At 69.3% G+C, this 27000-nt stretch carries 29 protein-coding genes and 2 pseudogenes; 17 read left to right on the top strand and 14 right to left on the bottom strand.

What is annotated here, in order from left to right:
* Positions 1-446, bottom strand: a pseudogene (locus WAS25_RS13525) (hypothetical protein); the annotation flags it as partial.
* Positions 443-1024: an RNA polymerase sigma factor gene (locus WAS25_RS13530; protein ID WP_422312977.1), complete on the bottom strand. Its 582-nt coding sequence runs from the start codon at positions 1022-1024 to the stop codon at positions 443-445. The gene WAS25_RS13530 and the pseudogene WAS25_RS13525, both read right to left, overlap by 4 nt.
* Before the next feature lie 11 nt (positions 1025-1035).
* Between WAS25_RS13530 and surE the strand changes: the two genes are divergently transcribed.
* From surE to WAS25_RS13545, 3 genes are read left to right on the top strand one after another with little or no spacing between them, the layout of a single operon-like run.
* Positions 1036-1839 (top strand): 5'/3'-nucleotidase SurE, encoded by an 804-nt coding sequence (surE, locus tag WAS25_RS13535; RefSeq protein ID WP_422312979.1) that lies wholly within the window; start codon positions 1036-1038, stop codon positions 1837-1839.
* A 4-nt stretch (positions 1840-1843) separates the two neighbouring features.
* Positions 1844-2116: an acylphosphatase gene (locus tag WAS25_RS13540; RefSeq protein WP_422312981.1), complete on the top strand. Its 273-nt coding sequence runs from the start codon at positions 1844-1846 to the stop codon at positions 2114-2116.
* A 2-nt stretch (positions 2117-2118) separates the two neighbouring features.
* A complete protein-coding gene (locus WAS25_RS13545) occupies positions 2119-2643 on the top strand; it encodes an adenine phosphoribosyltransferase (RefSeq protein ID WP_422312983.1) in 525 nt (174 codons plus the stop codon).
* Here WAS25_RS13545 and WAS25_RS13550 read toward each other — a convergent pair.
* Positions 2624-3541, bottom strand: coding sequence for an NAD-dependent epimerase/dehydratase family protein (locus tag WAS25_RS13550; protein ID WP_422312985.1), 918 nt, complete (start codon positions 3539-3541; stop codon positions 2624-2626). The two genes, WAS25_RS13545 and WAS25_RS13550, sit on opposite strands and share 20 nt — an antisense overlap.
* A gap of 151 nt (positions 3542-3692) precedes the next feature.
* A complete protein-coding gene (locus tag WAS25_RS13555; RefSeq protein WP_422312987.1) occupies positions 3693-5774 on the bottom strand; it encodes an ATP-binding protein in 2082 nt (693 codons plus the stop codon).
* A 47-nt stretch (positions 5775-5821) separates the two neighbouring features.
* Here WAS25_RS13555 and WAS25_RS13560 point away from each other — a divergent pair, with 47 nt between their 5' ends.
* Positions 5822-7057 carry a DNA methyltransferase gene (locus tag WAS25_RS13560; protein ID WP_422312989.1) on the top strand — a complete coding sequence of 412 codons (1236 nt, stop codon included), beginning with the start codon at positions 5822-5824 and terminating at the stop codon, positions 7055-7057.
* Positions 7058-7099: 42 nt separating this feature from the next.
* Here the strand turns inward: WAS25_RS13560 and WAS25_RS13565 are convergent, their stop codons facing one another.
* From WAS25_RS13565 to rpmB, 5 genes are all read right to left on the bottom strand, one after another.
* Positions 7100-7597 (bottom strand): RrF2 family transcriptional regulator, encoded by a 498-nt coding sequence (locus tag WAS25_RS13565; protein WP_422312991.1) that lies wholly within the window; start codon positions 7595-7597, stop codon positions 7100-7102.
* A gap of 62 nt (positions 7598-7659) precedes the next feature.
* Positions 7660-8082 carry a GNAT family N-acetyltransferase gene (locus WAS25_RS13570; protein WP_422312993.1) on the bottom strand — a complete coding sequence of 141 codons (423 nt, stop codon included), beginning with the start codon at positions 8080-8082 and terminating at the stop codon, positions 7660-7662.
* Complete coding sequence (gene tsaB / locus WAS25_RS13575) at positions 8079-8774, bottom strand: tRNA (adenosine(37)-N6)-threonylcarbamoyltransferase complex dimerization subunit type 1 TsaB (protein ID WP_422312995.1); 696 nt, start codon at positions 8772-8774, stop codon at positions 8079-8081. Before tsaB ends, WAS25_RS13570 begins: the two co-directional genes overlap by 4 nt.
* Before the next feature lie 23 nt (positions 8775-8797).
* Complete coding sequence (locus tag WAS25_RS13580; protein WP_422312997.1) at positions 8798-9208, bottom strand: bacteriohemerythrin; 411 nt, start codon at positions 9206-9208, stop codon at positions 8798-8800.
* 136 nt (positions 9209-9344) lie between these two features.
* Complete coding sequence (gene rpmB / locus WAS25_RS13585) at positions 9345-9536, bottom strand: 50S ribosomal protein L28 (protein WP_422312999.1); 192 nt, start codon at positions 9534-9536, stop codon at positions 9345-9347.
* Between the two features lie 336 nt (positions 9537-9872).
* Between rpmB and WAS25_RS13590 the strand changes: the two are divergent.
* The 4 genes and pseudogenes from WAS25_RS13590 (at position 9873) to WAS25_RS13605 (ending at position 15404) form a co-directional block, all read left to right on the top strand.
* A pseudogene (locus WAS25_RS13590) lies at positions 9873-10448 on the top strand (DNA-processing protein DprA).
* A 213-nt stretch (positions 10449-10661) separates the two neighbouring features.
* Positions 10662-13142: a type I DNA topoisomerase gene (gene topA / locus WAS25_RS13595; RefSeq protein WP_422313001.1), complete on the top strand. Its 2481-nt coding sequence runs from the start codon at positions 10662-10664 to the stop codon at positions 13140-13142.
* A gap of 75 nt (positions 13143-13217) precedes the next feature.
* Positions 13218-13949, top strand: a complete 732-nt coding sequence (locus tag WAS25_RS13600) for an alpha/beta fold hydrolase (protein WP_422313003.1) — start codon at positions 13218-13220, stop codon at positions 13947-13949.
* Positions 13950-13970: 21 nt separating this feature from the next.
* Positions 13971-15404, top strand: coding sequence for an NAD(P)H-binding protein (locus tag WAS25_RS13605; protein ID WP_422313005.1), 1434 nt, complete (start codon positions 13971-13973; stop codon positions 15402-15404).
* 25 nt (positions 15405-15429) lie between these two features.
* Here WAS25_RS13605 and WAS25_RS13610 read toward each other — a convergent pair whose 3' ends face one another.
* Both WAS25_RS13610 and WAS25_RS13615 read right to left on the bottom strand, forming a co-directional pair.
* Positions 15430-16266 (bottom strand): hypothetical protein, encoded by an 837-nt coding sequence (locus tag WAS25_RS13610; protein WP_422313007.1) that lies wholly within the window; start codon positions 16264-16266, stop codon positions 15430-15432.
* Positions 16267-16406: 140 nt separating this feature from the next.
* Positions 16407-17636, bottom strand: coding sequence for an MFS transporter (locus WAS25_RS13615; RefSeq protein WP_422313009.1), 1230 nt, complete (start codon positions 17634-17636; stop codon positions 16407-16409).
* A 58-nt stretch (positions 17637-17694) separates the two neighbouring features.
* On the opposite strand from WAS25_RS13615, the gene WAS25_RS13620 reads away from it, so the two are divergent.
* Positions 17695-18282 (top strand): hypothetical protein, encoded by a 588-nt coding sequence (locus WAS25_RS13620; RefSeq protein WP_422313011.1) that lies wholly within the window; start codon positions 17695-17697, stop codon positions 18280-18282.
* Here WAS25_RS13620 and WAS25_RS13625 read toward each other — a convergent pair.
* Positions 18239-19228: an NAD(P)H-binding protein gene (locus WAS25_RS13625; protein ID WP_422313013.1), complete on the bottom strand. Its 990-nt coding sequence runs from the start codon at positions 19226-19228 to the stop codon at positions 18239-18241. The genes WAS25_RS13620 and WAS25_RS13625 overlap by 44 nt on opposite strands.
* 153 nt (positions 19229-19381) lie before the next feature.
* Here WAS25_RS13625 and WAS25_RS13630 point away from each other — a divergent pair, with 153 nt between their 5' ends.
* From WAS25_RS13630 to WAS25_RS13665, 8 genes are all read left to right on the top strand, one after another.
* Positions 19382-19672, top strand: a complete 291-nt coding sequence (locus WAS25_RS13630; protein ID WP_422313015.1) for a DUF2164 domain-containing protein — start codon at positions 19382-19384, stop codon at positions 19670-19672.
* 36 nt (positions 19673-19708) lie between these two features.
* Positions 19709-20074, top strand: a complete 366-nt coding sequence (locus tag WAS25_RS13635; RefSeq protein WP_422313017.1) for a 5-carboxymethyl-2-hydroxymuconate Delta-isomerase — start codon at positions 19709-19711, stop codon at positions 20072-20074.
* Between the two features lie 9 nt (positions 20075-20083).
* Complete coding sequence (locus WAS25_RS13640) at positions 20084-20290, top strand: hypothetical protein (protein WP_291205654.1); 207 nt, start codon at positions 20084-20086, stop codon at positions 20288-20290.
* 32 nt (positions 20291-20322) lie between these two features.
* Complete coding sequence (locus tag WAS25_RS13645) at positions 20323-21855, top strand: M14 family metallopeptidase (protein ID WP_422313020.1); 1533 nt, start codon at positions 20323-20325, stop codon at positions 21853-21855.
* A gap of 92 nt (positions 21856-21947) precedes the next feature.
* Positions 21948-22589, top strand: a complete 642-nt coding sequence (locus WAS25_RS13650; RefSeq protein ID WP_422313022.1) for a sensor domain-containing protein — start codon at positions 21948-21950, stop codon at positions 22587-22589.
* A gap of 33 nt (positions 22590-22622) precedes the next feature.
* A complete protein-coding gene (locus WAS25_RS13655; protein ID WP_422313024.1) occupies positions 22623-22892 on the top strand; it encodes a DUF4342 domain-containing protein in 270 nt (89 codons plus the stop codon).
* Positions 22893-22990: 98 nt separating this feature from the next.
* Positions 22991-23587: a hypothetical protein gene (locus tag WAS25_RS13660; protein WP_422313026.1), complete on the top strand. Its 597-nt coding sequence runs from the start codon at positions 22991-22993 to the stop codon at positions 23585-23587.
* Positions 23588-23681: 94 nt separating this feature from the next.
* Positions 23682-24440, top strand: a complete 759-nt coding sequence (locus WAS25_RS13665) for a sulfite exporter TauE/SafE family protein (RefSeq protein ID WP_422313028.1) — start codon at positions 23682-23684, stop codon at positions 24438-24440.
* Here WAS25_RS13665 and WAS25_RS13670 read toward each other — a convergent pair.
* Complete coding sequence (locus WAS25_RS13670; protein ID WP_422313030.1) at positions 24437-26842, bottom strand: heavy metal translocating P-type ATPase; 2406 nt, start codon at positions 26840-26842, stop codon at positions 24437-24439. The two genes, WAS25_RS13665 and WAS25_RS13670, sit on opposite strands and share 4 nt — an antisense overlap.
* Positions 26839-27000 carry a hypothetical protein gene (locus WAS25_RS13675; protein ID WP_422313032.1) on the bottom strand — a complete coding sequence of 54 codons (162 nt, stop codon included), beginning with the start codon at positions 26998-27000 and terminating at the stop codon, positions 26839-26841. Before WAS25_RS13675 ends, WAS25_RS13670 begins: the two co-directional genes overlap by 4 nt.

Consider the following 27000-nt stretch of genomic DNA (forward strand, 5'->3'; position numbering starts at 1 on the left):
GGCGCCGGAGCCTCCTTGGCCTTCTCCGTGGGAGCCCGGTTGTGCGCGGCTGGCGGAGCCGACTGCGCTGCAGTTGGTGCCGCGACATCCTTGGCGGCAGGGGACTTGTCTGTCTCCTGGCGGAGCGAGGGCGGCGCCTGGCCAGGACTGCGCAGATAGGCGATGCCCGCGAGGGAGGCCACCAGCAGGCTGGCCGCCGCGCCCAGCACGCCCGTTCGGCGCCAGAAGGGCACGATCTTGGGCGCGGCCGCAGGGGCGAGGGCCTCCAGCAGTTGGGCCTTGGCCACGGGATCCGCCAGCAGCTCCCGCAGGGCCTCCTCGTCCATCAGGGCGTCGAAGACCTCCTGCTGCTCCAGGGCCGCGGCGAAGAGCGCCGCCCGCTCAGCCTCGGTAAGCGTGCCGGTGGCATGACCGCCCAGGAGCCTCTCGGCGTCGCGCTGCTTCATGGCGCCCCCCCTCTGGCGGCTTCCCAGCTCCCGCCCAGCAGGTCCAGCAGCTGCTTCCGGCAGCGGTGGTCCCAGGTGTAGACGGTGTTCAGAGTCGTGGCGCCCATGAGCCCCTGGATCTCGGCGAAGCTGCGCCCCTGTAGCTTGAGGCGGAACAGCTCGCGGCAGCGCTCACCCATGCGGGCGATGCCCCCCAGGAGCTTCGCCAGCAGCTCCTTGCGCTCCAGGACTGTGGCCGGGTCGGGTGCGTCCGATGCCGGCGGGAACTGGTCCACGTCCACCGCATCGAACTCGCCCCGGCGGGCGGCCTTGCGGCGGTGGGCCGCCAGCTTGAAGCGCAGGATCTGGAAGGCCAGGGGCAGCAGGTCCTCGCTCCGGTCCAGGTGGCCGTACTTTTCATGGAGCAGCATCAGCACCTCCTGCGCCAGGTCCTCCGCATGGGCGCCTGCGTACCGGGATGCCGCGAAGGCCACCATCCTTTCACGGAGCCGGGCCAGGATCGCGGCGCGACCGGACGGGGCCGCCGCCTCCCCGAGGGGGATGGGCAGGGCAGAGGGCATCGGGAGGTCGGCGTCCATGGAACCAGGAGGTGAATTCCATCCTGACAGCGAAGCCGGCCCGCACCCACGGGGTAGACTGGGGCATGTCCGAACGCCTGATCCTGCTCACGAACGACGATGGCCTCTGGTCCCCCGGCATCGCGGCCCTGGCCCGGGCCGCCGCGCGGTTCGGCAAGGTGGTCACCGTGGCCCCCGACCGCAACCGCTCGGCCATCTCCTCGGCGCTGAGCCTGCACAACATCCTGCGCCTGAACGAGGTGGGCCCTGACCGCTTCGCCTGCGACGGCACCCCGGTGGACTGCGTGCTGCTGGGGGTCTGCGAGGTGCTGAAGCAGAAGCCCGACTGGGTGCTGTCCGGCATCAACCACGGCTTCAACCTCGGCGAGGACGTTTTCTACTCCGGCACGGTGGGCGCCGCCTTTGAAGGCCGCCTGCAGGGCGCGCGGGCCGCCGCCTTCTCGAACCATCCCGGGGGCTCGCTGGAGCTGGTGGAACCCTGGATCGTCCGCTTCCTGGAGCGCTGGGAGACCATGGACCTGCCCGCCAACCGCATCTGGAACGTGAACTTCCCCAAGGGTGAGCCCAAGGGCTTCCACCTCACGGGCCAGGACAGCCGCGCCTACCACGACCTGGTGGAGCGCCGCACGGACCCCCGCAGCACCCCCTACTACTGGATCGGCGGCGACGCGGGCCCCACCTACGCCAAGGCCCCCGGCAGCGACGCCGAGGCGGTCTTCCACGGCTTCGCCAGCGTGACGCCCCTGCGGCTCGATCTGGGTTGCCCCGAGACCCTGGCGCGGCAGGCCGACTTCGACACGGCCTTCAACCGGTAGCGCCGTGGCCGTCGCCTTCCGCGTCCACGGGGGGGTCCAGGGGGTGGGCTACCGGCGCTTCGCCCAGCGCGAAGCCCAGGCCCTCGGCTTGGCGGGCTGGGTTCGGAACGACGCCGATGGTTCGGTCTGCGGCGAGGCCGAGGGCCCTGAGCCTGCGCTGGCGGCCTACCGTGCCCGGCTGGCTCAGGGGCCCGCCTTCGGGCAGGTCTCCCGACTGGACTGGGGGGCCCTGGATATGCGATCCTCCCTACCCTTTCCTTTCGAGATCCGCAGGTAGCCATGCCCACCACTTCGCCCCTCAGCTCCTTCGTCCGCGACGTCCCGGACTTCCCGAAAGCGGGGATCCTCTTCCGCGACATCACGCCCCTGCTGGCCAGCGCCGAGGCCTTTGGCGAGGCCGTGGCCGCCATGGCGCAGCCGGTCCTGGCCCTCCAGCCCACCCATGTGCTGGGCCTGGAGTCCCGCGGCTTCATCTTCGGCAGCGCCCTGGCCCAGAAGCTGGGGGTCGGCTTCGTGCCGGCCCGCAAGCCCGGCAAGCTGCCCATGGCCACCTACTCCGAGGCCTACGGCCTGGAGTACGGCTCGGACGCCCTGGAGATCCACACAGACGCCTTCAAGGCCGGGGACCGGGTACTCATCGTGGACGACGTCATGGCCACCGGCGGCACCGCCGCCGCCGCCCAGCGCCTCATTCAGCGCACCGGGGCCCAACCCCTGGCCCTCACCGTCTTCATCGAGCTGACCTCGCTGCCGGGCCGCGAGAAGGTCGAGGGCCTGCCGGTCTTCAGCGTCCTGCGCTACTAGGATTCCAGCCCATCTCCACCAGGCTGGCCCGGATGCCATCCTCGGGGTTCCAGTACCTCGGCGTCCAGCCCAGCTCCAGGGACCTGCGGCTCGTGACCAGGCGCGATTCCCGAAGGAAGCTCAGAATTCCTGGGCTCAGGACCGACTGCGCCTCGGCCCAGGAGACGCGGCGCGGCGCAGGCAGGCCCGCCAGATTCGCGACGCGCATGGTGAAGGCCGCCATGCTCTCGGGGGCCCCATCGGTCACGTTGAACACCCCGGAGACAGGCCGGCCCAGCGCCGCCGCGCAGGCCGCCGCCAGGTCATCCACATGGATGCGATTGCCAGGCCCCGAGTCCTCGTCTCGCAGCACGGGCTCCCCCCGTCGCAGCCGGTCCAGGGGCAGGCGGTGGGGGCCGTAGATGGCCGGCACGCGCAGGATCACCGACCGGACGCCCCGCTCCCCACACCAGCCGACGACCCGCCGTTCCGCATCCCAGCGCTGCTTCGAGCGATCCTCCTGCGGAGCCACCGGGCTGGCCTCGTCCACGGTGGCTCCGCGCGTATCCCCGTACACGCCCGTGGTGCTGACATACACGAACGCCTGCGGGCGGGCCGAACCCAGCGCCACGAGGAACCGGGCGAGCCGGAGGTCCTCCGTTCCCACCCCCGCGGGGGGGGCCAGATAGACCACGGAGGCGAGGTCCTTCGGCAGATCCAGGAGAGGGGGCGGCGCCTTCCGGTCGAGGTCCATCGCCGCTGCGGGGATGCCCTCGCCGAGGAGGGCCGCCGCGGAGGTCGCCCCCCGCACCAGTGCCAGCAAGGGGCCTGTGCCCAGCAGGCGCCTCGCCAACCGGGTCCCGGTGTAGCCGCAGCCCGCGATGAGGCACGCACCCTTCCCTTCGACGGGGTTCTCCATCCGGTCAGCATACGCGCCGCCGTGAGATGGTGGTGCGGGGCCCTGGCCCCGGTTCGGAGCCCACGTGTCCCCCCTCTTCAAGCTCGTGGTGCTGGCCTGGCTGGTGCTCGGCCCGCTGGGGCTCTGGCTGCGGAGGCGCCGCCGGGCCTGATCAACCCTTGCCGGCTGTCGGCAGGGTGAGGCTGAACCTGCTGCCGGGTGTCTGGGGCTGGTAGCGGGCATCGCCGCCGTGATCCTGGGCGATGCGGCGGACGATGGCCAGGCCGAGGCCCGTGCCCTTTCGCTTGGTGGAGAAGTAGGGCTCGAAGAGCCGCTCACGGTCGGTCTCCGGCACCCCGGCGCCGTCATCGGCCACGTCGAAGCGCAGGGAGCTGCCCTCCACCCCCAGGGAGAGGTGGACCACGCCCTTGCCCTCCACCGCGGCCACGGCGTTGTCCACGAAGTTGATGAGGGCCCGTTTCACCATGTCGCCGTCCCACAGGGCGGAGACCGGCTCCTCGGGCAGCGCCAGCTCCCAGCGGATGTCGGGGTGGTTGGGTCCGTAGAGGGCGGCCACCTGCCGCAACAGCTCGGCGGGATCGCAGGGGGAGAACTGGGGCACGGGCAGACGGGCGAAGCGGGTGAAGCTGTCCACCAGGCGCGAGAGGCTGGCCACCTCGGCCAGGATGGTCTCGGCGCCCTCCTGCACGGAGGCGGAGTCAAGCCGGCCTTCCCGGTTCTTCCGGAGGAGCCGCTGGGCGGTCAGCTGGATGGGCGTCAGGGGGTTCTTCACTTCGTGGGCCATGCGACGGGCCACCTCCTGCCAGGCCGCGCGCTTCTCGGCCTGGGCCAGCAGCGAGAGGTCCTCCAGCACCGCGAGCACGCCCCCGCCCTGCAGGGGCTCAAGGATGGCCCGCACGGGGCGACCCTCGCCCTCCCCACCCATGCGGAATTCCTCCTGCACGCCGCGCTTGGAGGCGCGCACCACCGCCAGCAGCTCGGGCAGGCGGCCCAGGCGTGGCAAGGACTCCACTGTCTCCCAGCGGGCCTCGGTGGGATCGAAGGACTCCAGGCCCAGCCAGGCGCGGGCGGCCGCATTGAAGGTGCGCAGCTCGCCGTCGGCGCGCCAGCTCATGACGCCCACGGGAAGGGCGGCCAACAGCTGGTCCAGGTAGGCCCGCTGCTGCTCCAGGCGACTGGCCTGGGCCTCGATGGCCGCGCGGTTGGTCTTGAGGTCGCGGGTCATGGCGTTGAAGGTGCGGGCCAGGAAGGCCAGCTCGTCCTCGCCCAGCTCCGGCAGCTGCACGTCGAGGTCGCCGCTGCCCACGCGCTGGGCGGCCTTGGCCAGGGCACGGATGGGCTCGCTGAGGGACTTCGCCAGGGCCAGGCCCGACCACACGGCGAAGAAGAGCGTCAGCAGCGTCAGGAAGAGGAAGGTGCTCTGGGGTAGGGTCTGGAGGGTATCCCGGTTGGCCCGGATCTGCTGGCTCTCCTTGAACCGCTGCTCCAGGGCCAGCACCCGGTCGAGGGTCTCCCGGGGCATGAAGATGCCCACCACCCAGGGCCCGTCTCCCCGCGACACTAGGCGCAGCATCCACAGGCCCTCGTGGGACTCCTGGGCGCTGTCCCCCGTCCCTGACTCCTGGAGGCCCGGCGGAGGCAGGCCCGGAGCGAGGTCCAGGGCCTTGATGCCCCCTTCGCCCCGGCTATTGAGCGCGGCCACCAGATCCAGGCCCGAGACAGCGCGAATGGCCTGGGGCTCCGCTGAGGCGGACACCAGCAACCGGCCCGCGCCGAACTCCAGCCGGGCCCGGGCCGCAGCCCGCAGGTCCTCGGCCATCTTCTGGCCGTCACGGATGGCCACTTCCGTCTCGGGGCTGAACCAGCGCTCCACGTTCTTGTTGATGAAGTTCCGGCCCACCACGAAGAGGATCAGGCTGGGCACGATGCCCACGATGAACAGCGTCAGCACCATGCGGGTGCGCAGCCGCGAGCCCAGGATGCCGCTCTTGCGCTCGAAGTAGAGCTTGGCGAGGCTGCGGGCCACGATGAACAGCAGCGTGCCGATGGCCAGCGCGTTGAGCACCCCCACGGCCACCAGGGCCCAGCGGGAGGGGGCGTCCAGCCCGCCCTCCGCCACCCGGTTCCCCACCGCCTTGTAGGCCAGGAAGATCATGAGGATCACGGCAACCAAACCCACCGCCACGTAGAGGCGCGTCAGCTCGGGGTGGCGTTTGGGAGCAGGGGAAGGCATTGCCCTCAGGCTATCCTGGTTGATTGCAGAAGGGCAGGCGGAAGCGGATGACGGCAGAGGACGTGGAGGCAGTGCAACGGGGCTTCCTTGCGGGCTTCGTCCCCGATCCGTCCATGCCCGACCAGGCCTGGGATGTGGTGGCGGCCGAGGGCGCGGCCTATCCCCGCCTAGCCGCGGAGCTCTGGACCTCGAAGCAGCGCCAGGCCGCGAACCTGCATGAGATCTCGTACCGGGCCTGCTACAAGCCCCAGTTGCCCCGGCACTTCATCGAGCGCCTGACCCAGCCCGGCGACCGGGTCTACGATCCTTTCAGCGGCCGCGGCACCACGGCCCTGGAGGCCGCCCTGCTGGGCCGGCGCGTGGCCGCCAATGACGTGAACCCCCTCTCGCGCATGCTGGCCGAGCCCCGGCTCACGCCGCCCGAACCCGCGGCCGTGGCCCAGCGGCTGGAGTTGATCCCCCGTGTGGGCACGACGGATGGCCTCGACCTCGACATGTTCTTCCACCCGGATACCGAGGCCGAGATCCGTGGCCTTCGAGACTGGTGCCTCGCCCGCGCGGCCAGTGGCGAACTGGACGAGCTGGACACCTGGATCCGCATGGTGGCCACCAACCGCCTCACGGGCCACAGCCCCGGCTTCTTCTCGGTGTACACCCTACCCCCCAACCAAGCCCTCACGGCGGAGAAGCAGCGGCAGATCAATGCCCAGCGTGGGCAGGTGCCCACCTACCGCGACACCCACGCCCTGATCCTCAAGAAGACGAAGCAGCTGCTGTCGGGCCTTGAGCCCGGCCAGCGGCAGAACCTCGCCATGGCGGCCCAGGACGCCCGCTTCCTCACGGCCGATGCCCGGGAGACCGGCACATTGATGGACGGGTGCATTGCCCTCACCGTCACCTCGCCGCCCTTCCTCGACGTGGTGGACTACAGCGGCGACAACTGGCTGCGCTGCTGGTTCGCCGGCCTGGATGCCGAGGCCATCGGCCGGGGCATCAGCACCCCCCGCACCCTGGAGGGCTGGTCGGACACCATGGCCGCGGTGTTCGCCGAGTTGCACCGACTCATCAGACGCGGCGGCTACGTGGCCTTCGAGGTGGGCGAGATCCGCCGCGGCAAGCTGCGCCTCGACGAGGTAGTGCTGCCCCTGGGCCTGCGCGCCGGCTTCAGGGCCCACGGCGTCCTCGTGAACCGCCAGACCTTCACCAAGACCGCCCACATCTGGGGCGTGGGCAACAACGACAAGGGCACCAACAGCAACCGCGTGGTGCTGTTACAACGCTGATCCAGAGTTTCGGGAGGCGCGCGCCTGCAGGTGGCGCAGCACTCAGGCCAGGGCTCCCTTCGGCGCGATACAACGGGCGGCTCCGCGCACCCGGCCAATCTCCTGCACACGCAGGTGGGCCGGCTGGTGGAGCTCACTGCGCTGGGCCAGGGCGTCGAAGCGCACGGAGGCCAGGTAGCCCTCCAGCACCTGGGTGGCCTCCACCCACACGGACTGCACAGGGCAGGCAGAAGCCAGGGGGCAGACTCGGCGGTCGCTCACGCAGTGGTTGAGGGCCACGCCGCCCTCCATGGCCTGGACCACCTCACCCAGGGAGATGTCCGCGGCGGGCCGGGCCAGCCTCACGCCGCCGCCCGAGCCCCGGGTGGTGGCCAGGACGCCTGCCTTCACCAGGTCGCCCACGATGCGCCGCACGAAGTCCAGGGGCAGCATGCGGTGCTTGGCGATGTCGGCGATGGGCACCTTGGCGCCGGGGGCCAGGCAGGCCAGGTGCAGCACCACGCGGGCCGCATAATCCGTCTGTCGCGAGATGCCGAGCATGGGTCACCGCCGGGGAGGCTCCAAATATGAGCGATCAGGTCCCATTGGTCAAGATGCCAAGGTCAACTATGGGCCCACCGGAACAGCAGGGCGTCCTCCCCATCCGGGTAGTAGCCGGCCCGGAGGCCGCAGCGCTCCCAGCCGCAGGCGCGGTAGAGGCGGATGGCCGGCAGGTTCGAGGCGCGCACCTCCAGGTGGAGGTCCTCCATGGCCTCCGCTGCCAGAGCGTCCTGGCAAGCCGTGAGCAGCCGCTGGCCCAGCCCCTCGCCCCGGTGGGCCGGATCCACGGCGATGCGGAGCAGCTCCGCCTCGCCTGCGGCGGGAATGCAGGCCCACCGGGCGAAGGCCACCTCGGGGAGGAGCCACAGCACCTCATGGGCGGCGGGAGCATTCCAGACCGCACCGAAGGCCGTGCGGTCCAGGCGGGTCACCCAGGAAGGCAGAGCCTCGCCGGCACTCAGCCGCTGGAGGCGGGGGCCGGTCATCGCGCCACCCCCCGGCGCAAGGCCTCCGACAGATGGGCGGCGGCGTGGGGGAAGTTCACCTCTGCGTCGGTCTCCCGCAGGTAGAAGGGCACCAGCGGCGCTTCCGGCGGTCCCTGGGCCACGCGGCGGGCCAGGGCCACCAGACCCGCCAGGGTGGCTTCGCCTTCATCCGCCAGGACGATCCGGCCCGTGGGCAGCAGGGCCTCGACCCTGGGCGCGAAGGCCTCGGGAGCCCACCAGGCCTCGGCGCCGATGCGCCCGGGCAGGGTGGTCAGCAGGTGCTTGGCCGCCGCTTCCGTGGGTCCGTCCTCCCAGCGCTGGTGGAAGGCCTCGCCGCGCTGCCCGTCCAGCAGGATCCAGCAGGGCCCGGCCACACCCGCCTGGCGCAGGGCCTCGGCCCGCAGGGCGAAGGCGGAGAAGCCCCAGGTGGGCAGGCCCGTGAGACCGAAGCCCTCGGCCGTGGCCACGCCGATGCGCAGGCTCGTGAAGCCGCCAGGGCCCAGACAGGCGGCCACGCCGCTCAGATCCATGGGCGCGGCGCCAGCCTCGGCCATCAGCTCTTCCAGGGTGGGGAGCAGCCGCTCACTATGGCCTCGTCCCACGCCCGAGGTCACGCGCCGCGTGAATACGCGGTCCCCCTGGATGAGCGCCAGGTGGAGGATCTCCGTGGTGGTGTCGAGGCCGAGCAGCATGGGGCCAGTGTAGCGGCCACCGGTCAGGCCTCGACGCCCCGGCTCTGCAGGAAGGCCCCCAGTGCCCTATCCGTGACCTGGATATGCTCCATCAGCCAGGTCCGCAGGAAGGCCAGCATGGCCTCCACGCCTGCCACGCGGCCCACGCGGAAGCCCGCGATGAAGTCGCTCACCTGCAGCACCAGATCCGCGTGCGCCGCGAAGTGAGCGGAGGCCCCCGGGTAGTTGTGTCGCAGCATCAGCGCCTCCTCCATGCTGAAGTGCGTCACCGTGTAGTCCCGCAGGAAGTTGAGGAGCTTGGCGACTTCGGCCTTGTCCTGGCCCTGGTCTGCAACCTCGTGCAACCGGTTCATGGCATCCAGAAGCGTGCGGTGCTCCTCGTCGATCTTGCCGTGGCCCACGGCATACTCGGGCTGCCAATCCAGATACGCCATGCACCAGCTCCTGCCGGATCGTACACCTTCTGGCACCGACACGTCCCTGCCTCGGAATGCACCGCCTGGGAGTGAAGGACTCCGGACCATGGAAAAGGCGGCCCCGGGGGCCGCCTTTTCGCCAAGCCTCAGGGACCTAGCAGGCCTTGAGGACCTTGCCCGCCTGGATGCAGGAAGTGCAGACCCGCATGCGCTTGGGGGCGCCGCCCACCAGGGCGCGGACGCGCTGGATGTTCGGGTTCCACCGGCGCTTGGTGATGTTGTTGGAGTGCGACACGTTGTTGCCGAACTGGGGCTTCTTGCCGCAAATTTCGCACTGACGGGACATGGGAACCTCACGAACCAAAGGTGAAAACAGCCAGAAGAACCAGTGTAGCCAAGCCCACGCATTGCGCAAGGGGAAAGGCCTTGCGCTGCGCCATTTGTCCCATCCAGGATAGCTGGATTCCATCTGACTCCCCCCCCTAGGAACCGCCGTGGACTTCCGCCTCTAGGCCCTCGAATTCACCATTCTGGATTGGACCGAGCGCCAGAAGGCCGAGTATTGGGCCGCCCTACAGGCCGGAGCAGCCCGGCACTGTCCCCGGAGCAGGCCCAGGCCCTGGCCGTCCTGGGGGCCGACCTGCCCCGCCGACACCAGGAAGCCACGGAGCGCGGTGCTCGTATGCTGTTGCCGGGTGACGAGGGGGTGGATGCCCTGCTGGCGCCCCTGCCCTACCCGGTGGCCCTCTGGGTGCGGGGGACCCTGCCACCGGTGGCCCCGCTCCTCTCCATCGTGGGCAGCCGCCAGGCCAGCACCCGCGGCCGGGCCCGCACCCGGGCATGGGCGAAGGCCCTCACGGAGGCGGGCGTGGCCGTGCTCTCAGGCCTGGCCCGGGGCATCGACGGGGCGGCCCATGCCGGGGCGCTGGAATCCGGCCCCACCTGGGGCGTCATGGGTTCGGGCCTCGACCACCCCTATCCACCGGAGCACCCGCCCCTCATGGACAGCATGGTCGCGGCCGGAGGTGGCGTGATCACCCCCTTCCCGCCCGAGGCCCCGCCCCGGAAGTGGCACTTCCCCCGGCGGAACTAGCTGCTGGCCGCCTGGACCGAAGGCGTCCTGGTGGTCGAGGCCCGGCTGAAGTCCCGCTCCCTGGTCGCCGCCCGCCTCGCCCTGGGCCTGGGCAAGGAGTTCTGGGTCTGCCCCGGCTCCCCCGAAGATCCATCTGCCGAAGGGCCCAATTCATTGCTAAGATAAGTTACTACAATATTTTGTATCTCCACCGCCGGACTGCTGGAGGACCTCGGCCCCATTCGGGTCACTTGACAAAGGGACGCCCTTAGGTTCCATCCTTAGGGGCCGTTCAGGGCTGACAGCGTTTTCTGGCAGGCCTGTGACGGCGCCTCATGCCGCTCCTATCGTTGAGACGGAATTGTGGTTCTGAGTCAGGCGGCGGTGGCCCCAAGGGAGATGTCTGTGACCAAGCTCGTGATCGTCGAAAGCCCATCGAAGGCGAAGACCATCACCAAGTATCTCGGCAAGGGATACAAGGTCATGGCTTCCGTGGGCCACATCCGGGACCTGCCGAAGAAGCTGGGCGTGGACATCGCGAACGGGTTCCAGGAGGAGTACGAGATCAGCCCGGCCAAGGAGAAGGTGGTCAAGGAACTCCGCGCCGCCGCCAAGACCGCTGACGAGTTGATCCTCGCGACGGACCCTGACCGCGAGGGGGAGGCCATCAGCTGGCACCTGCTGGAGGCCATCAAGCCGCCCAAGAGCCTGCCCGTGAGCCGCGTCCTCTTCAATGAGATCACCCCGGCGGGCATCGCCAAGGCCATGGCCGCGCCCACGGTCATTAATAAGAAGCTGGTGGACGCCCAGCGGGCCCGCCGCGTGCTGGACCGGCTGGTGGGCTACAAGGTCAGCCAGGTGCTCTGGGACAAGGTGCGCCGCGGCCTCTCCGCCGGCCGCGTGCAGAGCGTGGCCGTGCGCATCATCGTGGACCGCGAACTGGAGATCCAGGCCTTCAATCCCGTCGAGTACTGGGTGCTGAAGGGCAGGTTCGCCGCCAAGCTGCCGCCCTCCTTCTGGATGAAGCTCGTGAAGCTGGGGGGTCAGCCCCTGCAGCTGGGGAACAAGGAGACCAAGCGCAGGGTGGGCGACGCCGTCCAGGCCAAGGATCTGAAGGCGAAGCTGGAGAAGGCCGACTACAAGGTCACGGGCCTCGAAACCAAGGAGAAGAAGCGGAACCCTGCGGCCCCCTTCACCACCGCCAAGCTCCAGCAGGAAGCGGCCCAGAAGCTGAAGATGAGCGTGAGCCGCACCATGCAGAACGCCCAGCGCCTGTACGAAGGCGCGGACTTCGGCGAAGGCCCCGTGGGCCTCATCACCTACATGCGCACCGACTCGCCCCGCATGGCCCCCGAGGCCGTGGAGGCCACCCGCGAGTTCATCGCGGCGAAGTACGGCAAGGAGTTCCTGCCCGCCAAGGCCCGCGTGTACGCAGGCAAGGCCGGGGCGCAGGACGCCCACGAGGCCATCCGCCCCACGGACATCACACGCACACCTGAATCATTGCGTGGACATCTCGAACCAGACCAGTTCCGGCTCTACGCCCTGATCTGGCGCCGCACCATGGCCTCCCAGATGGAGGCCGCCCGCTTCGACGAGACCGTGGTGCAGACCGAGGCCGAGGTGGGCAAGGACACGGCCATGTTCGAGGCCAAGGGCGAGATCGAGCGCTTCGCGGGCTGGCTGGCCGTGTACCGCGCCGACAAGACTGAAGTGGAAGCCGAGGCCATCGCCGACGCCACCAAGGGGCCTGAAGAAGAAGACGAAGACGACGCCCTACTGCCCGCCATGAAGCTGGGGGAGGCGCTCAAGCTTGAGCAGCTCGACGCGGACCAGCAGTTCACCAAGCCCCCCGCCCGCTTCAACGAAGCCACCCTGGTGAAGGAGCTGGAAGAGGACGGCATCGGCCGGCCCTCGACCTACGCCAGCATTATCGCCACCATCCAGGACCGCGACTACGTCAAGAAGGTCGAGGGCCGCTTCAAGCCCACGGACCTGGGCATGACCGTCACCGAGCTGCTGCTGCAGGGGTTCCATGACCTCATGGATCCCAAATACACGTCGGGCATGGAGGGCAACCTCGACCGCATCGAGGAGGGCAAGCTCACCTTCAAGAAGGCCATGACGGACTTCTACGGACCCTTCGAGGCGTCGCTTGCCGCCGCCGGGCAGGACATGCAGAACCTCAAGGCGGGCGTGCCCACGGGCGAGGCCTGTCCCAAGTGCGGCACCCGCAAGAAGGGCGCCGGTAAGTTGCTCAAGCGCATCGGCCGCAACGGGCTCTTCGTGGGCTGCACCAACTACGGTGCCGAGGTCGAGAAGGACAAGTGCGACTACACGGCGGACCTGGAGAAGATGGAGGAGCCGGAGGACGCGCCGGAATGCCCGCTCTGCGGCACCACACCCATGAACCTGCGCAAGGGCCAGTGGGGCCCCTTCTGGGCCTGCCCCACCTACCCCAAGTGCAAGGGCATCGTGAAGGCCGATCCCAAGGGCATTCCCGTGCCGCCGGACGAGCCCACGGGCGAGAAGTGCCCCAACTGCGGCAAGGGCTTCGTGAAGCGGCACGGCCGCTACGGCGAGTTCGTCTGCTGCACCGACTATCCCGCCTGCAAGACCGTGAAGAAGGAGGTGCTGGGCCTGCCCTGCCCCAAGTGCGGCGGCGGCATCAGCCCCCGCAAGACGCGCTTCGGCAAGGTCTTCTACGGCTGCACCAACTACCCCAAGTGCGACTACACCGCCTGGGACAAGCCCGTACCCGTCACCTGCCCCGCGTGCAAGAACCCCACCATGGGCGAGAAGACCAAGAAACCCCGCGGGAAGGATCCTATTCAGGTACTCGTCTGCCCGAACTGCAAGCATGAAGAGCCGCTGGGCTGACGAATCAACACCCGCTGATGGACACCCATCAAGCCAAAGCATGAGCGAAGCAGCGGTTCCTGGGATACTCGCCCCATGCCCCCGCCCGAGGAACGCCCCCTGCTCGTCCTGCTGCCCGGCATGGACGGCACGGGCCGCATGTTCGAGCCCTTCGTGCATGCCGCGGGGGACCTGGAGACGCGGGTGGTTCGCTATCCACCTGAGCTGACCACCTACCCCGACTGCATCGCCTTCGCCCGCACGCAGCTGCCCACGGGCCGGCCCTTCCTGCTTTTGGGAGAGTCCTTCTCCGGCCCCGTGGCCATCGCCCTGGCGGCGGAGCAGCCGGAGGGCCTGCAGGGCGTAGTGCTCTGCAGCAGCTTCGCCCGGAACCCCCGCCCCGAGTGGCTCTGGCTGCGCCCCCTGCTGCGCCTGCTGCCGCCCCTGCAGCTGCCCCTGCCCCTTCTGCGCCGTCTGCTGCTGGGCAAGCGCGCCTCCGGGGCCCTGGTCCAGCTCACCACGGCCATGCTGCCCCACTTCCCCACGGCCACCATGAAGGGCCGCACCCTGGCCGTGGCTGCGGTGGACCACACCGCCTTGCTGGCTCAGATCCAGGTGCCGATTCTCAGCCTCCGGGCTGCGCAGGACCGCCTGGTGCCCTGGGCCGCCACGGCTTGGATCCGCGCCCACCGCACCCAGCTCGACATCACCACCCTGCAGGGCCCGCACTGGCTCCTGCAGACCCGACCCAGGGCCTGCCTGCAGGCCATCCAGGCCTTTGTGGACCTGCTGCCCTCCCAAACAGCAATCACCGGGGAACACCGGTAAAAGCTGAGCTATGCTCGGCCCGTGTCCACCTCTGCCTCCTCCCCCCGCCCCCGGGTCGCCCTCGCGGGCACCAGCGGCTTCATCGGGGCGGCGCTCTGCGAGGCGCTGGGCGACCGCTTCGACCTGCGCATCCTCACCCGCTCGCTGACCCGCACGCCGCCGCGCCCGCAGGACGAGGTGCGCAGCTGCGACCATTTCTCCCGTTTGGAGCTGGCCCGGGCCCTGGAGGGCGTGGACTACGCGGTGTACCTGGTGCACAACCGCGACCCCTCGGCGCGGCTGGACCAGGCCCAGTCCCGGGACATGGACCTGCTGGTGGCCGACAACTTCGCCTGGGCCGCGGCCCGCAATGGAGTGCGGCAGCTCCTCTGCCGGGCCCCCCTGATGGCCGCCTCGGAGCGGCCCACTGGCCGGGACGCCCTGGAGCGGGAAGAAGTGCTGGCTTCCCACGGCGTACCGCTCACTGTGCTGCGCACGGGCCTGGTGGTTGGGCCCGGCGGCGAGTTGGCCCGGCTGCTGGTGCACATGGTGCAAAGCCTGCCGCGGATCCCCCTGCCCCACCTGGCCACCAATGAGGTCCGTCCCCTGACCCTGGAGGCCCTGCTGAGGGCCTTCCAGCACTGCGTGGGCCGTCCGGACACCTTCGGCGGGAGCTTCGACATCTTCGGCCCCGAACCCACCAGCCTGAGGCGGATGCTGGAGGACACCGCCGAGCTGCTGGGCCATCCCATCCACTTCACCCCCTGGCAGGACCTGCCCCAGGGGGCCTTCGCAACCCTCCTGAAGCGCCTCAACCCCGAGCTCCATCCGGTCTTCCTCACCTACCTGCTGGACATGTTCTCGGCCGAGTCCCACGGCGAGGCGAACGCCGTGCAGCAGGCCGTGACCCGGGAGTGGACACCCCTGAAGCAGTGTCTTGAGCGTTCGCTGCAGCAATCCCTCCAGGCCGTCGAGGGGGAGGCCGCCGGCTCCCAGCGAACTCAGGACGACGAGACCATCCGCCAGCTGGGCCGGGTGCGCTCCATCCAGCGCCTGCGCCTGCCCCAGGGACGGAACGCGGAGTGGGTGGCAGAGCGCTACTTCCCCTGGCTGGGGGCGCTGATGAGCCTCTTCGTAACCACGGAGCGCGACCCTGACGGCTCCTGGACGGTGCGGATGCGGCTGACGCGGCTCCGCCTCCTGCGCCTGGACTTCAAGCCCACCCACAGCACTCCGGACCGCCGCATGTACTTCATCACCGGCGGCGCCCTAGCCCACATGCTGGGGGGACGCACAGCCCGCCTGGAGTTCCGCGACCTGCCGGGCGGCCGGTTCACCCTGTTCGCCATCCACGACTTCAACCCGGCCCTGCCCTGGTTCTTCTACCGGTACACCCAGGCCGTCATCCACGGCCTGGTCATGAAGGGCTTTCAGGGCCACATGGAACAGGCCGCCGAGGGCGGACCGATGCTCTAGGCCCGGCCCGCCCCCGACCTGTTGCCTACTTTGCGCCCTTGGGGGGTTTGACCGTCCAGAAGCCGGGGTCGCTGGCCACGACGAAGGGCGCGGGGAAGCTCAGCTTGGGGCTGAAGGCGAAGAGCTGGTTCTCCACCACGTTCACCGTGTCCGTGAAGACCTTCGCCATGGCCTTCTGGCCATCCTCGCCCAGGGCCTCCTGGAAGGCCTTCTCGGACGCTGCCATGCCGTCCATCTCCGCCAGGGACTTGAGCGGACGCAGCACCAGGTAGGTGGGCGAACCCGTGCCCGCGGCGATCTCGTAGAAGGCGAAGGAGGACGGGTAGGCGCTCTTGCTGTAGGCGGCGAGGGCCATCTTCACCCCCTCCTCGAAGGCCTTGCCCTGCCCCTGCTTCACGCGGAAGGTGCGGATGCGGAAGTAGCGCATCTTCCCGATCTCCACTCCCGGCCCGTAGCTCAGGTCCTTGCGCCAGGTGCCGAGCATGGTGCGGGTGCCGCTGAGGTGCTCACCATCCTGCTGCGAGATCTTGTCGATCTCGGCCTTGAGGGCCTCGTTCTTCTCGAACTCGTTCTGCTTGGACTCCCAGTCGGCATAGCTGGCGTAGCCCATGATGAACCAGGCCTCGGAGGGCCCCGTGAGGGCGCTCATTCCGATGTAGTGGTCTTTGGATTTGCCCTTGGTCAGGGCCCGCGTCCACGCGGACTCCGTGGCCGCGTGGCCCGCGCCGTGGCCGGGCTTGACCTCCTCGCGAACGAACAGCATCAGCGGGGGCGGCGGCATAGGGCCGCTTTGGGCGAGCAGGGCTGGCGCCAGGACGAACGCGAGCTTGGGGAGCAGGGACTTGAGGGTTGCATGGAACATGGCGGCCCACCTCCGGAGGGCGGTCCTGATGCTAGCCCTCCGGATTCAACCTGGATAGGAAATATCTTGTTGGAACATCATGTTCTGATCGGATTAATACTATTTTAGAGTTCAATTGCCAAGCCCTGCGGGGACTGCGCTCAACGCTGGTCGCCCGAGGCCTTGAAGCTCCGGTAGAGCAGCAGGTCGTAGAGGATCTTGAGGCCCCCCGCGATGAAGAAGGGCAGCCCGGCGAGGGCGGGGACGGCGAGCAGGGGGCCGGCCAGGACCGGCGAGATGGCCGCGCCGGTGGTGCGGGCGATGCCGGTGACGCCGGCGGCCGCGGAGCGCTCGTCGGGCGCCACCACGGCCATGGTGTAAGCTTGGCGCGTGGGCACGTCCATCTGCGAGATGCTGAAGCGCAACAGCAGCATGGCGACGGCCAGGGGCAGGCTGGGCATGAGCGGCACCAGGATCAGCAGCACGTTCGAGGGGATGTGGGTGTAGACCATGGTGCGGATGAGGCCGATGCGCCCCGCCAGCCGGACCGCGTAGAGGCTGGAGAGGCCCGCCAGCACGTTGGCCACGAAGAAGATGGAGCCCAGCGCGCCAGGGGCCACGCCGAACTTCTGGTGGAACCAGTAGGCCACGAGGCTCTGGATGACGAAGCCCCCGGCGAAGGCGTCCAGGGAGAACAGGGCCGACAGCTTCAACACCACGCCCTTCGAGGCGTGCAGTCCCCAGCGCCCGGCCGCGGCGGCCACCGGCGGCGCCTCCACGGCCCCGCTCAGCTTGGCGAAGAGTCCCGCCAGCAGCAGGCCCACTGCGGCGTAGGCGAAGACCAGCACTCGGTAGCTGGACACGGGGGCGAGACCGGACCCCTGCAGGGCCTGGGCCGTCCAGCCCCCGGCCAGGGCGCCCAGGGCGGTGGCGAAGGACCCCGTGAGGTTGTACCAGGCGAAGGCGCCGGTGCGGCGGTCCTCAGGCAGCACCTGAGACAGGGCCGCCTGCTCGATGGCCAGGAAGGGGCCCACCTCGTTCCCCGACGGGCTGATGACGCCGAAGGTGGCGGCCAGCACCAGCACCGTGAAGTCGCCGCTGAGGGCGAAGGGCACCCCCGCCAGCACCATGAGCGCCGCGCCCAGGGCGAGCATGCGCTTGCGACCCACCCGGTCCGCGTGGAGGGTGATCCAGAGGGAGATGAGCGTGTCGCCCACCAGGGTGAGGGTCAGCAGCAGGCCGATGCGCCCCTCGCTGAAGCCGAGGCCGGCCAGGTACAGCACCAGCACCACGGAGAGGAAGCCATACGAGAACATCCGCGCCGCCCGCGTCACGAAGAGCAGCCGGCCGTCGGGGCCGAGGGACGGGCGGGTTGCGGCGGCAGCGGTCATGGTGGCCCCATGGTATCCGCCGGGCCCACCCGGGGGCGGGTTCGGGGATACTCACTCCATGCCCCTCCTCTCCCGCCCCCTCTACCGCTGGCCCGCCCTCATCGGCCTCTGGGGCCTGGCGGTGGCGGTGGCTTGGATCACGACGGTGCAGGTCTTTCTCCTAGCCATGAACCCCTTCTGCCACCTGCAGCGCCCGGGGCTTTCTCGGCTAGAGGTGGTGAGCGTGGACCGCAACGCGGACAGCCAGATCACGGACTTCGTGACGGCGAAGCGAGGCGAGGAGACGCGGGTACTCACCCTCAGCAAGGCCGAGGCCGCGGAGCTGCGGGAGCACGATGAAGTGTGGATCCTGGATGCCTGGTATGCGGACAGCCTGCGCCCGACCCAGTTCCTCCTGACGCCCCAGCGCATCCTCCTGGAGTATCCCATCCTGCTGCTGCTGCCGGTGGCGCTGGGTCTCTGGCGTGTGCGCAAGGCCCGCCAGGCGGCCGAAGCGGAGCCGCCTCCCCCGGTGCGCCGCACCTTCACCGACGATTTCCACCTTCGCGCCCAGCGCTTCAGCAAGCCAGCGGCCGGAGACGACCCGGGAGCGAAGGCCCCTCCTAGCGACGAGCCTGGCCCGACCCCGCCTGACTCCGGGGCGTGAGCCAGCCGGCCATGTTTTCCGCGAACCTGCCAGCCCGCGAGATGGTCCCGGCTTCTGCGGCAAGGGCCCGGATGGCGGCCTCCTCCAACCCGATCGGCGGGGGAAGTCCGGCTGCATCCCAGTAGCCAGGACGGCTGGCGATCAGATCCGACGTCAACCCTTCGACCAGCTCCCGCGCCACCGCGTAGTCGGCCCGGGTCACCAGCCGGATCCAGTGGGAGGAGAGCCTTGGCGTGATGAAGGGGATCTTAAGCAGGACAGGTCTCCGGCCCATGACCGCAGCGAGGCGCAGGAGGATCTCCCGGCCGGAGAGGGCCTCTGGGCCCGGGATGTCCCACCAGGTGGATTCGGTCAGTTCGAGGTGGGCGCCCGCCTGGAGGGCGGCCAACACATCCGCCAAGGCCACGGGTTCGCTTTTGTGCGAGAGCCACGCTGGCAACACCATCGCCGGCAGGCGGGCGGCCAGATCCCGCACGATGGTCCAGGAGGCGCTGCCGGCACCGATGATCATCCCGGCGCGAAGCTCCAGCGTGGGCACCGCCCCGGCCCGGAGTACCGCCCCCGTGTTCAAGCGGGAAAGCAGGTGCTCCGAGGGTGGCCCCTGGGGCGCCACGCCCCCCAGGTAGATGATCCGGCCTACGCCCGCCAACTCCGCGGCCCGGGCGAAGTTTCCGGCCCAGCGCAGCTCCTCTTCGGCCCAGCCGGGTCGGTGGGACCCCATGCCGTGGACCAGGTAGTAGGCGATGTCACAGTCCTCCAGCGCCGCCGCAAGGGACTCGGGGGCGCCGAGGTCCCCTCCCACCCAGCACCGATCCGGCCAGAGACGATAGGCCTCCTCTGGCTTTCGCGTCAGGCAGCGGACCTCAAGACCCGCTTCTAGCAGTAGGCCATGAAGGTTTCTGCCAATGAAACCGGTGGCGCCGGTCAGGAGAACACGCTGGGGCATGCCCGATTTTACCCCGCTGGAATCGCGATCTCCTGGAAATCGCCACCTCCGCGGCTTGGCGCGCCTGTCGGTTCGTCGGCGCACGGTCCATCGTTTCGCCTCCCCGTCAACCGGGGGCACACTGGCTGGCAGCACAGACCCGGCGAGGCCCCCATGGACATCAAGCTCTCCCCCGACACCGAAAAGCGCCTGAGCGGCCCCATCCAGCGCTTCGTGGCGGAGGAATATGGCGAGAGCATCGGCGAGCTGGGCGCAGGCACCTTCCTGCGCTTCTGCCTGAAGGAGATCGGCCCCGCCATCTACAACCAGGCCATCAGCGATGCCCAGGGCTGCCTGCAGGAGCGGGTGACGGACCTGGAGAACATCTGCTTCGCGGAGGAGACCAGCTACTGGGGAACCGGGTCCAAGAAAGGGATCCAGCGCAAGCCCGAGCATCGGCGGTAGCATCCCGTACCACCTTACCTAGCGCACAGGCCCGCCATGCCCCATTGCATCCTTGAAGCCTCGGACAACCTCCTCGACCAGCCTGACTGGGCCAGCCTGCTGCGGGGGATCAACGGCACCCTGGCCGCCACGGGGTTGTTCACCACGGCGGACATCAAGAGCCGACTCCTCCGCCACCAGGTCTTCGCCATCGGGGATGGTAGTGCGGATCAGGCCTTCGTCACCCTGACTGTGCAGATCCTCGGCGGCCGGCCGGATGACGTGAAGGCCCAGCTCAGCGAGGCCCTGCTGCCCCTGCTGACCGACGCCTTTCCCCACACCCTCGCGAAGATGAAGTGCAGCCTCACGGTCCAGATCACGGACATCCACCGCCCCAGCTATCGCCGGCACATCACCACCTAAGGAGCCGTCATGGCCGAACCCATCACCGCCCGCCAGCTCACCATCCTCCAGGTGGTGGCCAAGCACCCGGACGTGGTGCGGGACCACCTGGTGAAGGCCGGTGCCACGGATGCCGATCTGGCCTACCTGGAGCGCCACGACCTCATCCGTGAGCGGGCCATCGGCCGCTACCGCGTGACCCACATGGGCCAGGAAGTGCTAAAGCGGAGCCTCTGAGCCCGCCCCACCTGACCCCGGAAGGAGGCCCCATGTCCCTGCTCACCCGCGCTGAAGCCACCCGCTACGAGGAGACCAGCCGCCACGCGGACGTGATGGCCTTCATCGCCGGCCTCCAGGCAAAGGGCGACAAGCGCCTGCATGTCACCGGCTTCGGCATGAGCCCCGAGGGCCGCGAGCTGCCCCTCCTCGTGCTTTCCGCCCACGGCGTGAAGACTCCCGAGGAAGCCCGGGCCCTGGACCGGCCCGTGGTGCTGGTCATCAGTGGCATCCACGCCGGCGAGGTGGAGGGCAAGGAGGGCTGCCTGATGCTCGTGCGCGACCTGCTGGAGGGCAGGCCTGGCCTGGATGCCGACGCCCTCCTCGCGGATCTCACGCTGGTGGTGGTGCCCCTCTTCAACCCGGATGGCAACGATGCCATTGACCCCGGCAACCGCAAGCTGCACCTGCCCAAGCTCGAAGGCCAACTGGGCCCCGACAGCGGCGTGGGCACCCGCGTGAACGCCGCCAAGATCAACCTGAACCGCGACTACCTGCGCATGCAGGGCGAGGAGATGCGCCTATTGCAGACCCGCGTCTGCCAGCCCTGGGCGCCGGACCTCACCATCGACAACCACGCCACGAACGGCTCGGTGCACCGCTTCTCTATGACCTACGACATCCCCCACACGGTGGAGAGCGGCCGGGGCGAGCCCATCGAGTTCATGCGCCAGCGCCTGCTGCCGCCGGTCACAGCCGCCCTGAAGGCCAACCATGGCCTGGACGCCGGCTGGTACGGCAACTTCGTGGAGGACGAGCGGGCGCTGGATTCGGGCGCGGACGCCCAGCCCGGCGCCACCGTGCGCGAGGGCTGGATGACCTACCCGCACCACCCGCGCTTCGGCAGCAATTACCGGGGCCTGACCAGCCGCATGGACCTGCTGCTGGAGTGCTACTCATACATCAGCTTCGCCGAGCGCGTGCGCACGGCCTACGCCTTCATGCTGGAGACGCTCAAATACGTGGCGGCCCACCGGGATGAGGTGGTGCAGACCGTGGCGGCGAGTCGCACGCCCCGGGAGCGCATCGCCATCCGCTATGGCCTGGAGCGCTTCGCCACACCCATCGAGATCCTCACCCGCACGCCGCGCACCCTGGAGGGCGCGCCCACCCGCGTGACCCTGCCCCACCTGGGCCGCTTCGTGGGCAGGACCGTGGTGGAGCGCCCGGAGGCCTACCTGGTGCCCGCGCCCATGGCCGCCCACCTGCGCCTGCATGGCCTCAGCCTCCAGGAGGCCGTGGGCACATTTGAGGTAGAGGTCCCCGTCACCGAGGGCCTGGGCTCCGAGGGGGGCCGCGCCATCCTGGAGGCCGCTGCCGTGGGCGAGATGTCCGTCTCCTGGCGTCGGGGTCCCCGGGCCGTACCGCCGGGCTGGGCCCTGGTGCCCACCGAGCAGCCCCTGGGCGCCATCGCCGTCTACCTCTGCGAGCCCGAGAGCGACGACGGTGCCGTGGAGAACGGCCTGCTGCCCGTGCCTGCCCTGGGCGAGGAGTTGGCCCTCTGGCGGGTGCCGGCCCTGGGCTGAGCCACGGTTCACCGACCGGACCCCATCGTTCACCGGTACGCCCCCGCCTGGAACCAAAGCGCCCCGTAGCCTGGGACAGCCCCGGAGGTTCCATGTCTCTACTTCCCGTATCCCACCCAGGCTTCTTCGAGGCGCTGGCCCAGCGTCGGACCTACACCACCCTGCTCTACCTGCTGCTGTCCATGGCCACAGGCATCCTGGCCTTCACCTACACGGTGACGGGCCTCTCTCTGAGCCTGGGCTTGGCCATCCTCATCATCGGCATCCCCGTGGCACTGACCTTCCTGGCGGGTGCGCGCCTGCTCTCCGTGGCCGAGGTGCACCTGCTTAAAGTGCTGGTTGGCGGCGCGGATTCCGCTGGCCCGGCCCTGTTGCCGGGCGGCGAAGGCTTCCTGGGCCGGCTGAAGGGACTCCTGAAGGATCGCCGCACCTGGACCAGCCTCCTCTACCTGCTGCTCCTGATGCCCCTGGGCATCGCCTACTTCACCACCCTGGTCAGCCTGCTCTCCGTGGGTCTGGGCCTTCTGGCGGTGCCCGCCGCGCGCCTCTTCCAGGCCACCGGGACCCTCAGCCTCGACCTGGGCGGCACGGGCTGGGCCCTGGCCCACCCGAACCTGATGGCCCTGGGCTGCGGCCTGGCGGGCCTGGCCCTCCTCCCCCTAACCTTCCACCTGGCGCTGCTGCTGGGCCGCTTCCAGGTCTGGCTGGCCAAGCACCTGCTGGTGAACGCCTAATCCTCTACCAACCCATTCGAACAGGAGCCTCCGATGACCACCGACACCACTCAGGACCGCACCCGCACCGAGGAGTTCAAGCTCGAAGGCGGCAAAGTACTCGACAAGATCAAGGACCTCATCCACCAGGGGAACATCCGCCGCATCATCCTGAAGAACGAGGCCGGGAAGACGCTCATCGAGATCCCGCTCACCCTGGGCCTGGTGGGGGCCGCCCTCCTGCCCGTCTTCGCCGCCGTGGGCGCCCTGGCCGCCGTGGCCACCCGCATGGTGATCGTGGTCGAGAAGACCGAATCCGAGTGAGTGTTTGACATTCATTAAATGACCCATCTATCTCCTTGACACCTCCAGGCCAGAGTGGAAGCATGACTCGCCAATCACTGGCACTCCTGGAGGCTGTTATGAAAAAAGCCACGCTTGCACTCGTGTTCCTGATGGGGGCCCCCCTGTTAGCCCAGAAATGGGAAGTGGGGTTGTTCGTCGGCCAGCAGTCCTACAAGAGCATCTCCGAGTCAGGCATGACTTTCGAGCCGGAGAAGAAGACGGTCGCGAGCGTGCGCTTCGGCTACAGCGTTGTCGACGTCGGCCCTGCCCTGTTCCAACTCACCGCCGGTTACCAGCCCCAGGCCAATACCAGTGGGCAGGTGAATGGGACCAGCATCCCGGACTTCTCCTATAACCAGAAGCACTGGTCCGTCGGCGCCATGTTCAACTTCAAGGCAGTGGTGGCAGTGGGCGCCGGCATCGAATACCGCTCTGAAACACTGGGAGTAAGCGGCAGCAGCAGCACCAACGTCTCCACCACCTATGGCCGCCCCTGGGCACGCCTGAACGCCGGGTATGCCATCCCCTCACCCCTTGTGAAACCCTTCTTCGGCCTAGAGGTGGCTTTGCCGCTGGTGAGTAAGAGCTACGATCCGACTGGCACTTCAGAGGACATGCTCAAATCGATCGCCCCCAAGATGCAGATCGGCCTCTACGCCGGCATCCGCTTCTAAACCAGTTGCAGCACGGGTGGGTGCGACGTTCCGTCGCACCCACCCGTGATCCCCGTCGCTTGCGGATCCGGCAGGCTTCGATGGACCATGGGCCATGCTCGAAAGCTGGCTCAACCACCCCCACGCCGCGCCCTGGCTGGTGGTGATGTGGATCGCGGGGTTGCTGGGTTCCCTGGGGCACTGCGCGGGGATGTGCGGGCCCATCGTGGCCGCCTTCGGGCTCTCCCAGGCCAAGCACGGCGGCCGCACCTGGACGCGGCACCTGCGCTTCCAACTGGGCCGCATCACCACCTACGCCATCCTCGGCGGCCTCATCGGCTTCCTGGGCGGCTTCGCCCGCCTGCAGACCGTGCAGGACATGCACGCCTGCTGCAAACCCGAGGGTGCAGCGCTCATCGTGGCCCAGGCCTGGCCCTGGCAGCTTTGGGTGAAGCTGGCCGTGGGCGTGCTCATGCTGCTCATGGGCCTGGTGATGGCTCTGGGCGGTCGCGCGGACGCGCTCATGGAGTTCCGGCTGCCCGCACCGCTGCAGAAGCTCCTGGGCAAGGGCCTCGCCCTGGGCAGCCTGCCCTACGCGCTGGGCCTGCTGTGGGGCCTGATCCCCTGCGGCCTCGTCTACATGATGCTGCTGCGGGCCCTGGACGGCGGCGACTGGAAGATGGGCGCCGCGGGCATGGCCGCCTTCGGCCTGGGCAACGCGCCCCTGCTGCTGGGGTTGGGCCTCGCCAGCACACGCCTCAGCCAGGCCTGGAAGGCCGCGCTGCTGCGCGTGGGTGGTGTCCTGGTGGCCACCATGGGTGGCTACATCCTCTGGCAGGCCGTGATGCTGCTGCGAATCCAGGGTCAGGGCTAGGCCCGGTCCCGCCCCAGCCGCATGGAATTGCCGATGACCGAGAGGCTGGACAGCACCATGGCGGCGGCGGCGAGGATGGGATTGAGCACGCCGGTCATGGCCAGGGAGATGCCCGCGGTGTTGTAGAAGAAGGCCCAGAAGAGGTTCTGCTTCAGCACCCGCAGGGTGAGCGTAGCCAGGTGGAAGACGCCGGTGAGGCGGGTGAGCGAGTCACGCATGAGCACCACGGGCGCCGCGTGCATGGCCAGGTCCGCGCCTGAACCCATGGCGATGCCCAGGTCCGCCGCGGCCAGGGCCGGGGCGTCATTGATGCCGTCCCCCACCATGGCCACCACCTTGCCCTGGGCCTGGAAGCGCCGCACCGCCTCGGCTTTCTCCGCGGGCGACACCTCGCCCAGGAACTCGTCCACGCCCACGGCCAGGGCGATGCGTTCCGTGGTGGCCCGGGCATCGCCCGAGAGCAGCACCGTGCGCACGCCGCGGGCCCGGAGCTCGGCAATGACTGCGGCCGCCTCGGCCCGGGGCCGGTCCCCGAAGGCCAGGGCACCGGTGAGGAAGCCATCCACCGCGGCGAAGGCCACGGTCAGGCCCTCGGCCTCCCAGGCGCTGGCCTTGGCTTCGAGTTCGACCGAGAGGGCGAGCCCCTGCTCGGCCAGCAGCCTGCGGTTGCCCACCGCCACCCGCTTACCCGCCACCGTGCCTAGCAGGCCCCGGCCTGCTTTGATCTCGATGCCGGAGGCATCGAGCCGTTCGAGGCCCTGGGCCGCGGCGTACCGCTTCACTGCATGGGCCAGGGGATGCTCGGAATAGGACTCCAGGGCCGCCACCAGGTCGAGGTGGTCCAGCTCGGCGTGGCGCACCCGGAAGTCCCCCTCGGTCACGGTGCCGGTCTTGTCGAGGATGAGCAGGTCCACCTTGCGGAAGGTCTCCAGCACCCGCACATCGCGAATGATGATGCCCTGGCGCGAAGCCGCGCCGATGGCGGCGGTGGTGGCCAGGGGCGTGGCGATGCCCAGGGCGCAGGGGCAGGCGATGACCAGCACGGCGATGCCCCGCAGCATGGCCTCGGTGCCGGTCAATCCGCGCCCCAGGCAGACGACGACCGTCAGCGCCGCCAGGACGAGCACGGCCGGGATGAACAGCCGCGAGACGCGATCCACCAGGCGCTCGAGGGGGCTCTTGCTGGCCAGCGCGGATTGCACGGATTTCACGATCTGGGCCAGGGTGGAGTCCTCGCCGCAGCGGGTGACGCGGAGCTCCAGCACCCCGGCCGTGTTCAGGCTGCCACAGATGACGGCATCGCCCGGAGCCTTGGCACGGGGATCGGACTCGCCGGTCACCACCGACTCGTCCACGGCGGACTGGCCTTCCACCACGACACCGTCTGCCGGGATGCGCTCGCCCGGCTTCACCAGGATCAGGGTGCCGGGCTCTAGGGCCTCGATGGCCACGAAGCGCTCCTGGCCATCGATGCGCAGCCGGGCCTTCTTCGGCAAGAGGCGGTGGAGCATGGCGATGGCGCGGGCGCTGCGGTCCTTGGCGTTGCGCTCCAGGGCCTTGCCCGTGAGCACCAGGGTGACGATGGCGCAGGCGGTGTCGAAGTAGTAGTGCTGGCCCCCGAGGAAGGCCTGGGCCGCGCTGTAGGTGAAGGCGGCCAGGACGCCCGTGGAGATGAGCGCCTCCATGCGGAGATGTCCCGCCTTGAGACCGAACCAGGCGATGCGGTGGATGGGCCAGGCCGAGTAGACCACCACCGGCAGGGTCAGGAGCATGAGGATGAACGGCACCGCGCGCTGCGCCCAGCCGGCGATGCCTTCGAAATAGCTGGCATAGATCACCAGGCTGAACAGCATCACGTTCATCCAGAGGCCGCCGGCAATGCCAAGGCGCAGCAGCATGTCCTGCCAGTCGCGGCGGTCCCCATCCTGCTCGGTGCCGAATTCGGCCGCCCGGTAGCCGAGGGCCTTCACGCGGTCGGCCACAGTGCCAGGGGGTACCAGCTGGGGACAGTAGCTGACCTTGAGGAGATCCGAGGTGAACAGGACCTCGGCTGAGGCGATGCCGCGCTCCCGCCGGAGGCCGTGTTCCACCACCCAGCCGCAGGCAGCGCACCACATGCCGGACATCTGGTAGAGGGCCTCCTTGACCTCGGCACCCTCGGGAAGGGCGAAATCCGGCTCGGAATCCACCTGGTTCAGCAATCCCAGGCGGAGACTCTCCTGGAACAGCTCCGTCGCGCGGAGGTCGACTCCCGCCTCGATGGCCCCGCTCTCCGAGAGGATGGCGTAGACATTCAGGCACCCAGTGCAGCAGAACCGCTTCTCCTGCTCCCCGTAGATCTGGACCTGGGGATGCTTCGTGGCGGAAGCGCCGCAGAGGTCGCAGGTGGAACTGACGATCATGAACGGGACGTCGGCTGGGGCCGCCCCTGGTCGTCGAGCATGACGGGGTTGGCCCTCCTGGAGATCTGGAATACCACCACCATGATGCTGATGAAGAGCAGGCCGATAAGGCCGAACACCGCGAGGTAGAAGCCGCCGCCCCGTTTGTGGTCAGTCAT

It is taken from the genome of Geothrix sp. (genome assembly GCF_049292215.1).
Lineage (GTDB): Bacteria > Acidobacteriota > Holophagae > Holophagales > Holophagaceae > Geothrix.

Excerpts from the sequence above, each read along its gene's own strand:
- WAS25_RS13625 (WP_422313013.1), bottom strand. The coding sequence starts at position 19,228 with ATGCCCCAGCGTGTTCTCCTGACCGGCGCCACCGGTTTCATTGGCAGA.
- WAS25_RS13640 (WP_291205654.1), top strand. The coding sequence starts at position 20,084 with ATGGCCGAACCCATCACCGCCCGCCAGCTCACCATCCTCCAGGTGGTG.
- topA (WP_422313001.1), top strand. The coding sequence starts at position 10,662 with ATGTCTGTGACCAAGCTCGTGATCGTCGAAAGCCCATCGAAGGCGAAG.
- WAS25_RS13665 (WP_422313028.1), top strand. The coding sequence starts at position 23,682 with ATGCTCGAAAGCTGGCTCAACCACCCCCACGCCGCGCCCTGGCTGGTG.
- WAS25_RS13580 (WP_422312997.1), bottom strand. The coding sequence starts at position 9,208 with ATGGCGTATCTGGATTGGCAGCCCGAGTATGCCGTGGGCCACGGCAAG.
- WAS25_RS13545 (WP_422312983.1), top strand. The coding sequence starts at position 2,119 with ATGCCCACCACTTCGCCCCTCAGCTCCTTCGTCCGCGACGTCCCGGAC.
- WAS25_RS13670 (WP_422313030.1), bottom strand. The coding sequence starts at position 26,842 with ATGATCGTCAGTTCCACCTGCGACCTCTGCGGCGCTTCCGCCACGAAG.
- WAS25_RS13655 (WP_422313024.1), top strand. The coding sequence starts at position 22,623 with ATGACCACCGACACCACTCAGGACCGCACCCGCACCGAGGAGTTCAAG.
- WAS25_RS13650 (WP_422313022.1), top strand. The coding sequence starts at position 21,948 with ATGTCTCTACTTCCCGTATCCCACCCAGGCTTCTTCGAGGCGCTGGCC.
- tsaB (WP_422312995.1), bottom strand. The coding sequence starts at position 8,774 with ATGCTGCTCGGCCTCGACACCACCACGGAGATCCTCCACCTGGCGCTC.
- WAS25_RS13675 (WP_422313032.1), bottom strand. The coding sequence starts at position 27,000 with ATGACTGACCACAAACGGGGCGGCGGCTTCTACCTCGCGGTGTTCGGC.
- WAS25_RS13600 (WP_422313003.1), top strand. The coding sequence starts at position 13,218 with ATGCCCCCGCCCGAGGAACGCCCCCTGCTCGTCCTGCTGCCCGGCATG.
- WAS25_RS13565 (WP_422312991.1), bottom strand. The coding sequence starts at position 7,597 with ATGCTCGGCATCTCGCGACAGACGGATTATGCGGCCCGCGTGGTGCTG.
- WAS25_RS13630 (WP_422313015.1), top strand. The coding sequence starts at position 19,382 with ATGGACATCAAGCTCTCCCCCGACACCGAAAAGCGCCTGAGCGGCCCC.
- WAS25_RS13645 (WP_422313020.1), top strand. The coding sequence starts at position 20,323 with ATGTCCCTGCTCACCCGCGCTGAAGCCACCCGCTACGAGGAGACCAGC.
- WAS25_RS13570 (WP_422312993.1), bottom strand. The coding sequence starts at position 8,082 with ATGACCGGCCCCCGCCTCCAGCGGCTGAGTGCCGGCGAGGCTCTGCCT.
- WAS25_RS13620 (WP_422313011.1), top strand. The coding sequence starts at position 17,695 with ATGCCCCTCCTCTCCCGCCCCCTCTACCGCTGGCCCGCCCTCATCGGC.
- rpmB (WP_422312999.1), bottom strand. The coding sequence starts at position 9,536 with ATGTCCCGTCAGTGCGAAATTTGCGGCAAGAAGCCCCAGTTCGGCAAC.
- WAS25_RS13660 (WP_422313026.1), top strand. The coding sequence starts at position 22,991 with ATGAAAAAAGCCACGCTTGCACTCGTGTTCCTGATGGGGGCCCCCCTG.
- WAS25_RS13635 (WP_422313017.1), top strand. The coding sequence starts at position 19,709 with ATGCCCCATTGCATCCTTGAAGCCTCGGACAACCTCCTCGACCAGCCT.
- WAS25_RS13610 (WP_422313007.1), bottom strand. The coding sequence starts at position 16,266 with ATGTTCCATGCAACCCTCAAGTCCCTGCTCCCCAAGCTCGCGTTCGTC.
- WAS25_RS13555 (WP_422312987.1), bottom strand. The coding sequence starts at position 5,774 with ATGCCTTCCCCTGCTCCCAAACGCCACCCCGAGCTGACGCGCCTCTAC.
- WAS25_RS13560 (WP_422312989.1), top strand. The coding sequence starts at position 5,822 with ATGACGGCAGAGGACGTGGAGGCAGTGCAACGGGGCTTCCTTGCGGGC.
- WAS25_RS13615 (WP_422313009.1), bottom strand. The coding sequence starts at position 17,636 with ATGACCGCTGCCGCCGCAACCCGCCCGTCCCTCGGCCCCGACGGCCGG.
- WAS25_RS13550 (WP_422312985.1), bottom strand. The coding sequence starts at position 3,541 with ATGGAGAACCCCGTCGAAGGGAAGGGTGCGTGCCTCATCGCGGGCTGC.
- WAS25_RS13530 (WP_422312977.1), bottom strand. The coding sequence starts at position 1,024 with ATGGACGCCGACCTCCCGATGCCCTCTGCCCTGCCCATCCCCCTCGGG.